Raw genomic sequence first — 11,210 nt, forward strand, 5'->3', positions numbered from 1 at the left:
CTACAAGGCGGTTGTCGATGCCTGCTGCGAGGCCTGGAACAAGCTCATGCAAATGCCGGAACGGATTGCTTCCCTGACCCAGCGCAAATGGGCAGCAATAACGGTCACCGGATAGGGCCGTTGGTATTATTCCGTCCGGCGCCAACCGGCATGCCTGTCCTGCAAGGCTCCACATATTCACATTGTCGATGTTCCGATACAATTACACATAAACGATACTTGTCGGTTGCAGTTCCCCCCGTTAGTAGCTGTGTCTGGCGGGGATCTGCCGTGCTCGTTGCTGTCGTATGCGGTCCGACTGTTCAAGACCACGGCCGACGGGAATGGTGGACCCGCCTGAACACCTCTGTTCGTCCAAAATGGCATTCTCTGTAACATGCTATGTTACTGGCTAATAGAAGCCAGTACCATAGCGGAAAAGTAAGGCTTGTTGACATGCCAAAGGGACTGCTAGGCGCATCTCTTGCTGCCGCTATGCTTGCGCTTCCGCCGATCGCATCGGCCACCATCGTTACGAATGGCGGTTTCGACGCTGGGTTGACTGGTTGGACAGTGACAGGGTCCGGGACGACGCCGGGTATCGGGGTCACGGTTGTAACCCTCGGTGGCACCAATACCACCGGCTATGGCGACAACGTTCCTGACTACAATGTCAGTACCCACGCCGCGTTCTTTGTCGACGACAATGCGACCGAGACCATTTCGCAGTGGGTTACTCTGTCTCCGTACACGCAATACACGCTGAGCTACGCCCTCTTTGCCACGCAATCAGGCGCGCTGAACCCGAACCCGTTCATTATATCGTCGGCAGTCTATGGAGCACCGGGCAGTTACCTGACGTTCGAGAACTCCGCTGCTGGCACGAACGTGCCTGTGGGCCAGTGGACAACGGAGTCCACTTCGTTCACGACTGACGCCAATACAATGTATAATCTCGGCTTTTCTTTCCAATCCGGCGGTACGCCTGCCAAAGACGTCCTGCTGACTGCGATTGCGGTACCCGCGCCGGCGTCGATCGCGTGCTTCGGCGTGGGCATGATCGGCCTGGCTGCCGTGCGCCACCAGCGTCGACGGCGGACCGCGGTTTGAGAACAGGCCGCCGCGAGGATATGGCTTGGGGCTTGGGTTCAGGAAATTACAACGTCGGATCAGTCCCTGGCGGCAGGCCGTTCATGGCCCTGTCAGCTTGACGATGGGACGAGGCCATGCGGCTGGTAGGTATCGATGGTGTCCCGACGCCACCAATACCCACCAGCTTGACCCCAGCCGCCTTCCCCAACAAGCTGCGCGGCATCATGAGCAAGCCTGTCACCGAAATCGAAGCCGTCGTCCGGCCGGAGTGGATCGACTCCAACGGCCACCTGAACCTGGCCTATTACGTCGTGGTGTTCGACCTCGCCACCGACGCGCTGTATGCTGCGCTGAACGTCGGCGACGCCTACCGCGAGTCCAGCGGGTTCTCCTGCTTCACCGTCGAAACCCACACCCTCTACGAACGTGAAGCGCTGCTGGCCGATCGGCTGGTGGTGCGCTCGTGGCTGCTGGGGGCCGATGGCAAGCGGCTGCATTACTTCCACGAGATGTTCCACGCCGGCAGCGACGAGCGGACGGCGGCACAGGAACTGCTGGCTCTGCATATCGACATGCGCGTCCGGCGCGTGGCGCCGTTCCCGCCGGACGTCCACACGGCATTGCAGCAGGCGGTTAAGGCCCATGCCCCGCTCACGCCGCCGAAGGGGGCAGGGCGGAAGATCGCGCTGCCGGGCTGAGCGCCATGGGCGTCAAGAGCGGCCGTCGTTGCCGTCCCGTCATGCCGGGTGCAGACACGGCACCTACGCCGTCTGCTGATATTGCAGCAGACCGCAGGTCGGTTGAGACAGGGCAACAGCGCGCTCTCCTCGTCATGGCCCGGCTTGTCCGCATAGGCGCTAACTTAGGCGGCCAGGAGCACGGCCGTTGCTACCCCGTCATGGTGGGCGGAGGCCCACCATCCACGCCTTTTGCCGATTTCAGCACCGTAAGGCGTGGATGGCGGCCCTGCGGCCGCCATGACGACGGGACGGTGCGCCGCGTCCCGTCGCGTAGGTTAGCGCCTATGCGGCTTGTCCGGGCCACCTGTTCCAGCACATGTGCCGCGATAGGTGGCCTGGACGAGCCGGGCCCTGACGATGAAGACAGGCGGCCTCTGTATCCCAACCGATTTGCGGCCTGCTGTAGCGCAGTAAGGTCTCGATGGCGGCCCTTCGGTCGCCATGACGACAGGGCCGTCGCGCCGCCTGTGCCCCGACTTCAACGCCAATGGGGCTGAACATCATGGCCGGGGCCGGGGCAGCAATGGACGCCATCACCGCCATCTCGGTGGTCATTCCGGCCCTGAATGCGGCGGCGCGGCTGGGCGGCACGCTGGCCGCGCTCGGTCCCGGTCCCGAGGTCATCGTCGTGGACGGCGGCAGCACCGACGAGACCGCCGCCATCGCCGCCGCGGCCGGCGCCCGGGTGCTGGCGGCGCCGCGCGGACGCGGCAGCCAGATCGTCGCCGGCGTGGCCGCCGCGACCCGCCCGTGGCTGCTGATCCTGCACGCCGACACCCGCCTCGGCCCGGGCTGGCGGGCCGCCGCCGCGGCGCACCAGGCGCACCCGGAACAGGCCGGCTGGTTCCGCTTTGCGCTCGACAGCCGCGATCCGCGCGCCCGCCGGCTGGAGCGGATGGTTGCCTGGCGCAGCCGCGTGCTGGGCCTGCCCTATGGCGACCAGGGCCTGCTGCTGCACCGCGACCTGCTGCGCGCCACCGGCGGGATCAGGACTCTGCCTCTGATGGAGGACGTCGACCTGGTCCGCCGCCTCGGCCGCGCACGGCTGCGGGCGCTGCCGGCCGATGCCGTCACCTCGGCCGAGCGCTGGGAGCGGGACGGCTACCTGCGGCGCTCGGCGCGCAACCTGCTGTGTCTGTCGCTGTGGTTCGCCGGCCTGCCGCCCGGGCTGATCCGGCGGCTGTACGGATGAGGGACACTGTCGTGGTCTTCGCCCGGGCGCCACGGCTCGGGACGGTGAAGCGGCGCCTGGCCCGGGACATCGGCGACCGCGCGGCGCTGCGCTTCCATGTCGCCACGCTGACGGCGCTGCTGCGCGACCTGCTGGCGTGCCGGCGGTTCGACGTCGTGCTGGCCGTCACGCCCGACCGCGCAAGGGTCCGGCTGCCGGTGCGGGTGCGGCGCGTCCCGCAGGGCAGGGGCGATCTTGGGCAGCGGATGGCGCGGGCGCTGCGGCGCTACCGGCGGGTGGCGCTGCTGGGCTGCGACATCCCCGCGGCCGGCGCCGCCGACGTCCGCGCGGCGTTCCGCGGCCTGGGCACGGCGGATGCGGCGTTCGGCCCCGCCACCGACGGCGGCTACTGGCTGATCGCGCTGGGACCGCGCCGCCCGGGCGACCTGTTCGGCGCCACGCGCTGGTCGAGCGAGTACGCGCTGGCGGACACGCTGCTGCAGTTCCGGCATCACCGCGTGCGGTTGCTCCGCTACCTGTCGGACGTGGATACCACGGCGGATTATCACGCCGGCGGTCCCGTCCGATGACGGTTCGGGTGGCCCTGCCCGCCTGCACCTCCGGACGGAGGATCAACATGGCGACGATGGTGTGATAGGGGGCAGGCACGCTTCAGTGCTTGAGGGAAAGATCATGAACGTACAGGAAGCCGCGGCGCATCTCGGCCCGATGTTCGAACACGTCGCCGCGGACGGGCAGTTGGCGCTCGAACAACTGCATCTGCCCGCCGGCGCCGCCGTGCTCGACGTCGGGACGGGGGCCGGAAACTTCGCCATCTTCCTTGCCATGCAGGGGCTTGACGTGCTGACCGGCGAACCGGAAACCGACACCACGCAGTACGCCCGCAAGGACTGGGCCGCGAACGCCGCCGCCGTGGGCGTGGCGGAGCGGATCCGGTTCCAGCCGTTCAACGCCAGCCGGATGCCGTTCGAGGACGGCCGGTTCGCGGCGGTCTTCTTTTTCGGCGTGCTGCACCATGTCGACGAGCACGAGCGCCGGGACGTTTTCAGCGAGGCCCTGCGGGTGGTGAAACCCGGCGGCTCGGTGGTGTTCTTTGAACCAACCCGGGAAACGCTGGAACAGCTTTGGGTCCGCGATCCCGGGCATCCGCGTGCCGCCGAACCCTCGGACTGCAAGGGGGATGCAAAGGTGGAGGAGACGACGCTCAAGGGACGCCGGATGACCATTTATCGTTATCGGGCGCTTTGAGGGCGAGCGCGCAGGGGGCGCCGGCTCGCGCTTCGATTGACCGTGCGCCAGCGGCGGCGGGCGTTCGGCCAGATCGTCCCTGAATGTTCGCACAGAGAAAAATGGAGAACCGCCGAGAGCCGCAGAGACGATGATCTGCCGCTGCACGCGAAGCGCAGGCGCTCGGCATTATTTGACCCCGCAGCCCCGGGCCTCGCCGCCCGGCCGATCGGCGCATCGGCCTGCTGCGGCGGCAACAACCGCGCCAGGCCGCGCGACCTCCCCCTGATCCTCCGGGGCCCTCCATAGAGTCTCAGTTCCTTCTCTGTGCGAACAGACATGCGCCATCAACCACGCTGTCCCAACCGGGGGACGCACCCTGTTCAGACCGCGGCCGTCCAGACCAGGTGGCCACGTCCCGTTCCCACACAGCACACCCTCCGGACCGTCCGGCTCAACGGTCTCTCACTCCATGTCGCACAGCGCCCGCAGCTGATCCGGTTCGCGCAGCGTGATGTAGCCGTGGTCGAGCGACACCAGGCCGGCGTCGCGCCAGGCCTGCAGCTGCTTGTTGACGCTTTCGCGGGATGACGCCACGCGGGTGCCGATGTCGCGCTGCGACAGCTTGAACTCGATGCGGAGGCCCGCCGGCGTCCGGCTGGCGTGGTCGTCGGCCAGGCGGATCAGCAGCCGCGCGAGGCGGCCGGGCAGGTCGAGCATGACCATTTCCCCCAAGGTCTGGCTGGTCTGCCGCAGCCGCTGGCACAGCACCGCCAGCATCCGCAGCATCAGGTCCTGGTTGGCCGCCAGGAACGGCAGGAAATGCCGCCGCTCGATCACCAGCAGGTCGCAGTCCTCGATGGCGCTGGCGTCGGCGCTGCGCGGGCGGGCGTCGAGCAGGGCGATTTCGCCGAACACCTCGCCGGCGGGGATGATGTTGATGGTGATCTCCTTGCCGTCGGGCGATCCGGTGGTGATGCGCACCGATCCTTTCAGCACCGCCATCATCGACGAGCCCGGGTCGCCCTTCAGGAAGATGGTCTGGCCGCGGCGGACGGATCGTTCCGAGGCCATGGCCAGCAGGCGGTCAAGCTCCTCCGGCCGCATCGCCGTCAACAGCGTGCAGTTCAGCAGTGCCTGACGTTGCATGGCACGGTTCAGCATCCCGCCGCAGCTCCCCCCGTCTCTCCTCCGGACTGGCCGCCACTATGCACGTCCTGCCGCCGGCGCCATAGTCCCAGGCCAGAACGGGAGGAATGGAACGCCGATGGACCTGCCATCGATCGTCGCGCCGCCGCACGGGCAGGCCTGGCCGGAAGCTCCGGCGGACGCGGCCGGCCTGAACTGGATGTGGCTGGAGGAGGCGGCGCGGTTCGCCACTGAGAACGAGACGCCCTGGCCGTACGACCTGCGGGTGCATCTGGAAAGCGGGTATTTCGAGCCGCCGCCCGACAACGCCATCCTGGGGCCAATCCGTCCGCGCGGCCCGGCGAACGGGCTGGTGCTGCGGCGCGGGTTCAAGGTGGCCAGTTGGGGCGACACGGACCAGGTGGACTTCACGTTTTCGGTTGCCAAGAGCTACCTGAGCCTGCTGGCCGGCATCGCCGTGATGGACGGGCTGATCCCGGATCTGGACGAGCCGGTGGGGCGGACCGTCGATGACGGCGGCTTCGACAGCGCGCAGAACCGTGGCGTGACCTGGCGGCATCTGCTGCAGAACACCTCGGAGTGGGAAGGGGACCTGTTCGGCAAGTCCGACCGGATCGACCGCAACCGCGTCATCGGCGCCGACGGCCGGGAACGCAAGGGCGGCGCGCGGCCGCTGCGGCCGCCGGGCACGTTCTGGGAATACAACGACGTCCGCGTCAACCGCCTGAGCCTGGCGCTGCTGCGCCGCTTCCGCCGTCCGCTGCCGGAGGTTTTCGCCGAGCGGATCATGCAGCCCATCGGCGCCTCGCGGGACTGGTCGTGGCACGGCTATCGCACGTCCCTGGCCGAGATCGACGGGCGGATGGCGGAAAGCGTCTCCGGCGGCACGCACTGGGGCGGCGGGGTGCTGATCCATGCCGAGGACCAGGCGCGCATCGGCCTGCTGATGCTGCGCCGCGGCGACTGGAACGGGCGGCGGATCCTGCCGGCGCGCTGGATCGACGAATCGTTGCGGCCGTGCGCGCTGAACCCGGTGTATGGGCTGCTGTGGTGGCTGAACACCGGGCATGGGCGTTACGCCAGCGCACCTGAAACCAGTTTCTTCGCCTTCGGCGCCGGCGGCAACCTGACCTGGATCGCGCCGGAGCAGGAGATCGTCGCGGTGCTGCGCTGGACCGATCCGGGGGCGATCGACACGTTCATCCGGCTGACTCTGCAAGCGGTGGAAGCATGAAGACCTACCAGACCGTGACCGTCGAGTCTCCGCAGGACCACACCGTGCTGGTGACGCTGAACCGGCCGGAGGTCGCCAATGCGATGAACACGCAGATGGGGCTGGACCTGCTGGAGATCTTCGACGGCTTCTGCGCCGCGCCGAACCGGCAGCGCTGCATCGTGCTGACCGGCGCCGGCGGCAAGGCGTTCTGCGCCGGCGGCGACCTGAAGCAGCGCAACGGCATGACCGACGAACAATGGCAGGACCAGCATCTGATCTTCGAGCGCATGGTGCGCGCGGTCATCGGCTGCCCGGTGCCGGTGATCGCGGCGGTGAACGGCGCCGCCTACGCCGGCGGGCTGGAGATCGCGCTGTGCGCCGACTTCATCTACGCCGCCGAGCACGCCCGCTTCGCGCTGACCGAGGTCACGCTGGGCATCATGCCGGGCGCCGGCGGCACGCAGAACCTGCCGCGGGCGGTGGGCGCCCGCCGCGCCAAGGAAATCCTGCTGACCGGGCGGCCGTTTTCGGTGCAGCAGGCGTATGACTGGGGCATGGTCAACCGCATCTGCAAGCCGGACACGCTGCTGGCCGAGGCGCTGGAGACCGCCGCGGTGATCGCCAACAACGCGCCGATTTCCACACGCCAGATCAAGCAGTCGGTCGCCATGGGGCTGAACGTTGATTTGCCGACAGGAATGATGTTCGAAATCGAGGCCTATAACCGCATGGTCCCGACCGAGGACCGTCGCGAGGGCATCCGCGCCTTCAACGAGAAACGGAAACCAATTTATCGAGGTCGTTAACGGAGGGTATCATGAACGCGATGATCGACGCCCAGGCCGGCAAGGGGCTGACCCAGGCCCTGGCGGACCAGGCGCGGGCGTTGCGACTGGCGGACATTCCGGAGACGGTGCGGACCTGGGCGCGGCAATGCGTGCTGGATACCATCGGCTGCACGCTGGCGGGCGCCTCGGATCCGTTGGTAACGATCCTTCTGGCGGAAATGCGCGAGCAGGGCGGTGTCGCGGCGGCGACGGTGATTGGCCGGGCCGGGCGGCTGCCGGTGGCCTCGGCGACGCTGGTGAACGGCGCGGCGTCGCATGCGCTGGATTTCGACGACGTGAACCTGGCGATGCCGGGGCATCCCTCGGTGGCGATCCTGCCGGCGCTGCTGGCGCTGGCGGAGGAAATCGGCGCGTCCGGGGCCGACGTGCTGACGGCGTTCGTGGCGGGGTATGAACTGCAGTGTCGCATCGGGCGGACGATCGCGCCGGGCCATTACGACGGGCTGGGTTTCCATGCCACCGCGACCGTCGGCAGCTTCGGCGCGGCGGCGGCGTGCGCGCATCTGCTGGGGCTGGGGGCGGAGCCGTTCGCCATGGCGCTGGGGATCGCCGGGACGCAGGCGGCGGGGCTGAAGTCGATGTTCGGCACCATGTGCAAGCCGCTGCATGCCGGCAAGGCGGCGTATCACGGGCTGATGGCGGCGAAACTGGCGGGGCGCGGCTTCACCAGCCGGACCGACGTGGTGGAGTGCGAGCAGGGTTTTGCCCGCACCCACAGCCCGGATTTCAATCCTGAACGGGCGTTCGAGGCGCCGCCGGGCGGGTGGTGGATGACGCGGAACCTGTTCAAGTACCATGCCTCCTGCTACATGACCCATGCCGCGATCGAAACGGCGCGGGCGCTGCGGGAGCAGCACAGGTTCGCGCCGGAGCAGGTCGAGCGGGTGGACGTGCGGCTGGAGGCAGCGTGCGACCGGATCTGCAACATCCCCGCGCCGCGCACCGGGCTGGAGGCGAAGTTCTCGCTGCGGCTGACCACGGCAATGGGGCTGGCGGGGGTGGACACCAGCCGTCTGTCCTCGTTCAGCGAGGCGGTGGCGGCGGACCCGGTGCTGGTTGGCCTGCGCGACAAGGTGGCGCTGGATTTCCGTGCCGGCATCCCCAACACCTTCACCGAAACCGAGGTGACGCTGCGGGACGGCGCGCGGCTGCGGGCGCAGCATGATTCAGGGGTGCCGGCGACGGACGTGGCGCAGCAGGGGCAGGGACTGGCGGCGAAATTCGTGGCACTGGCCGATCCGGTGCTGGGGAACGCGCGTGGTGCCCGGCTGATCGAGATGGTCGGGCGGCTGGATACGCTGCCGGACGTGCGCGGCATCATGCGGCTGTGCGCCGGGCGGGACTGACGGCGGCGCCGGTTGGCGGACCCGGCACCGCGACAGCGTGGAGCGGACGGATATCATTTCTTCTCTGTCATGGCCGGCCGTGTCCCGGCCATCTGCGCACAAGCGGCGGGGGGGAGGTGGATGGCCGGGACACGCCCGGCCATGACGATAGGGAGACGACCTCGCTCCGCACGGCCGGCGGCGCTTGCGAGACCGGGTTTCCATTGAAGAACGGGAGGAAACAACAATGCGGCTGAAGGACAAGGTCGCCATCGTCACCGGTGGCGCGCACGGCATGGGCGAGGCCGAGGCGCGGCTGTTCGCCCGCGAAGGCGCCGCCGTCGTCATCGCCGACGTGCTGGCGCGTGAGGGCGAGGCGGTGGCGGCGGATATCGGCGCCAGCCAGGGCCGGGCGCGGTTCGTGCGCACCGACGTGACGTCGGAAGCCGACTGGCAACACCTGATTTCGGCAACCATCGCGCAGTTCGGGCGGCTGGATATCCTGGTCAACAACGCCGGCATCAGCGGCAGCGCAGTGGGCGATGCGGACGGGCTGGAGGGCTGGGAGCGGCTGATGGCGGTGAATGCCCGCAGCGTGTTCCTGGGCACCAAGCTGGCGGCGGCGGCGATGATCCCGAACGGGCGGGGATCGATCGTGAACATTTCCTCGATCATGGGGTTCGTCGGCGGCGCCGAGAGCCATCCGGGGTACGTGGCGTCGAAGGGTGCGGTGCGGCTGTACACCAAGGCGGCGGCGGCGAAATACGGGCCGTCCGGGGTGCGGGTGAACAGCGTGCATCCGGGCTACATGCCGCCGATGCTGAACGCGACGAACCAGGCGATGCGGGCCTCCAAGATCGAGGCGACGCCGCTGCGGCGGCTGGGGGAGCCGATCGAGGTGGCCTATGGGGTGCTGTTCCTGGCATCGGACGAGGCGTCGTTCGTCACCGGGACGGAACTGGTGATCGACGGCGGGTACATCGCGCAATAAATCTCGGAGGGTCAGTCCATGGTTTCGGTTCCGGCTGCGCAAATTCCGGGCGTTTACCACCGCCGTATCGGCGACATCGTCGTCACCGCGGTGTCCGACGGCTACCTGGACGGCACGGTGGAGGTGATGCAGGCCATCGCGCCTTCCGACGCGGAGCGGATGCTGAGGGACCGGTTCCGCCCGGGGCGGCGGACGTCGGTGAACTGCTTCCTGGTCTATTCGGCTGGGCGGCTGGCGCTGATCGACACCGGTTCGGGCGATTACCTGATGCCGACGGCGGGGAAGCTGCAAGCGAACCTGAAGGCGGCGGGGGTGGCGCCGGCGGACATCGAGCGGGTGATCCTGACGCATATGCATCCGGATCATTCCGCCGGGCTGACCAACCCGAAGACGGGGGAAAAATTCTTCCCCGACGCCGAGCTGGTGGTGCACGAGAACGAGCCGCGGCACTGGCAGGACGACGGCGCGATGAGCCGGGCGGATGAGCGGGAGCGGACGCTGTTCTTCCAGTGCGCGCGGGAGCAGATGGCGCCGTATCATAACCAGATGCGGACGTTCGCCGGCGAGGTGGAGGTGTTTCCCGGCGTGACGTCGGTGCCTCTGCATGGGCATACGCCGGGGCATAGCGGGTACCGGATCGCCTCGGGCGGGCAGTCGCTGCTGATCTGGGGCGACATCATCCATGTGCCGGAGGTGCAGGTGCCGCGGCCGGAGGTGACGATGGCGTTCGACACCGACCCGCAGGCGGCGGCGGCGACAAGGCGGCGGGTGTTCGACATGGTCACGGCGGACAGGCAGTTGGTTGCGGGGATGCATGTGCATTTCCCGGGGCTTGCGCATCTGGTGCGGGAGGGGGAGGGGTATTTGATGGTGCCGGAGCCGTGGGATCAGGCGTTTGGGGGGTGAGGGGAGGGCGCTGGGTGCCGCTAGCGTCAACGCGATGTCCCCAAATTGTTGGCGTGGCCGACACCTGACCGCCGCAGCGATAGAATATCACAGCTTCTCAGAGCCTGTTTTACTCGAATTGCTCCTCCTTTATCGCAGCGAGCCGGGAAGTACCTCCGCCCTTGACTGTCGACAGGCACGGGTCGTGCGCATCCTCCAACGACCGTTCCTCCATGGGAGTCGTGGGCGCCGTGTTCCTCTATCAGGTATCCAGGTATCATGATAAGCCATTGATCCATAAACACTATCCATTCAAACAGATGGGGTGGACGGCCCCAACGGCATCGATGTGCCACACTGCGGGTCGTTGAAACCTGTAACAGGGGAGCCGCCCACCATGAGCAGGTAAATATCCCCCGGCAGAGCCGGGGGCCTTATGGTGTTGGCCGCTCAAAGCGGCCGGGCGGGTCGCTGACGCGGCCCGTTGAGTGTGAGCCGCTCAAAGCGGCAAGCGGGACCGCTAACGCGGTCCCGGGTTCAGTTGGCCACTAAAGTGGCCGGTTCAG

The 11,210-nt window shown here is 67.9% G+C and carries 11 protein-coding genes; 10 read left to right on the forward strand and 1 reads right to left on the reverse strand.

Annotation, left to right across the window (positions count from 1 at the left end; all coding sequences use genetic code 11):
• Positions 1-435 precede the first annotated feature (435 nt).
• From CCS01_RS16035 to CCS01_RS16055, 5 genes are all read left to right on the forward strand, one after another.
• On the forward strand, positions 436-1,089 hold the full coding sequence (locus CCS01_RS16035; protein ID WP_146101797.1) for a hypothetical protein: 654 nt from the start codon (positions 436-438) through the stop codon (positions 1,087-1,089).
• A 206-nt stretch (positions 1,090-1,295) separates the two neighbouring features.
• Complete coding sequence (locus CCS01_RS16040) at positions 1,296-1,769, forward strand: thioesterase family protein (protein WP_158258424.1); 474 nt, start codon at positions 1,296-1,298, stop codon at positions 1,767-1,769.
• A gap of 529 nt (positions 1,770-2,298) precedes the next feature.
• Positions 2,299-3,003, forward strand: coding sequence for a TIGR04283 family arsenosugar biosynthesis glycosyltransferase (locus CCS01_RS16045; RefSeq protein ID WP_239992191.1), 705 nt, complete (start codon positions 2,299-2,301; stop codon positions 3,001-3,003).
• Positions 3,000-3,572 carry a TIGR04282 family arsenosugar biosynthesis glycosyltransferase gene (locus CCS01_RS16050; protein WP_104519798.1) on the forward strand — a complete coding sequence of 191 codons (573 nt, stop codon included), beginning with the start codon at positions 3,000-3,002 and terminating at the stop codon, positions 3,570-3,572. Before CCS01_RS16045 ends, CCS01_RS16050 begins: the two co-directional genes overlap by 4 nt.
• 103 nt (positions 3,573-3,675) lie before the next feature.
• Entirely contained in the window at positions 3,676-4,251 is a 576-nt protein-coding gene (locus CCS01_RS16055) for a class I SAM-dependent methyltransferase (RefSeq protein WP_104519799.1), read from the forward strand.
• 444 nt (positions 4,252-4,695) lie between these two features.
• Here CCS01_RS16055 and CCS01_RS16060 read toward each other — a convergent pair whose 3' ends face one another.
• The gene (locus tag CCS01_RS16060; RefSeq protein WP_158258425.1) at positions 4,696-5,379 is read right to left on the reverse strand and encodes a Crp/Fnr family transcriptional regulator; all 684 of its coding nucleotides are present in this window, start codon (positions 5,377-5,379) and stop codon (positions 4,696-4,698) included.
• Between the two features lie 118 nt (positions 5,380-5,497).
• Here CCS01_RS16060 and CCS01_RS16065 point away from each other — a divergent pair, with 118 nt between their 5' ends.
• From CCS01_RS16065 to CCS01_RS16085, 5 genes are all read left to right on the forward strand, one after another.
• Positions 5,498-6,613, forward strand: coding sequence for a serine hydrolase domain-containing protein (locus tag CCS01_RS16065; RefSeq protein WP_104519801.1), 1,116 nt, complete (start codon positions 5,498-5,500; stop codon positions 6,611-6,613).
• A complete protein-coding gene (locus CCS01_RS16070) occupies positions 6,610-7,401 on the forward strand; it encodes an enoyl-CoA hydratase/isomerase family protein (RefSeq protein ID WP_104519802.1) in 792 nt (263 codons plus the stop codon). The genes CCS01_RS16065 and CCS01_RS16070 overlap by 4 nt, the downstream gene beginning before the upstream one ends.
• A gap of 11 nt (positions 7,402-7,412) precedes the next feature.
• Positions 7,413-8,789 carry an MmgE/PrpD family protein gene (locus CCS01_RS16075; RefSeq protein ID WP_104519803.1) on the forward strand — a complete coding sequence of 459 codons (1,377 nt, stop codon included), beginning with the start codon at positions 7,413-7,415 and terminating at the stop codon, positions 8,787-8,789.
• Positions 8,790-9,015: 226 nt separating this feature from the next.
• On the forward strand, positions 9,016-9,759 hold the full coding sequence (locus tag CCS01_RS16080; protein WP_104519804.1) for a glucose 1-dehydrogenase: 744 nt from the start codon (positions 9,016-9,018) through the stop codon (positions 9,757-9,759).
• 18 nt (positions 9,760-9,777) lie between these two features.
• The gene (locus CCS01_RS16085; protein WP_104519805.1) at positions 9,778-10,665 is read left to right on the forward strand and encodes an MBL fold metallo-hydrolase; all 888 of its coding nucleotides are present in this window, start codon (positions 9,778-9,780) and stop codon (positions 10,663-10,665) included.
• The last annotated feature ends 545 nt before the right edge of the window (positions 10,666-11,210 follow it).

This window comes from Rhodopila globiformis (assembly GCF_002937115.1).
GTDB lineage: Bacteria > Pseudomonadota > Alphaproteobacteria > Acetobacterales > Acetobacteraceae > Rhodopila > Rhodopila globiformis.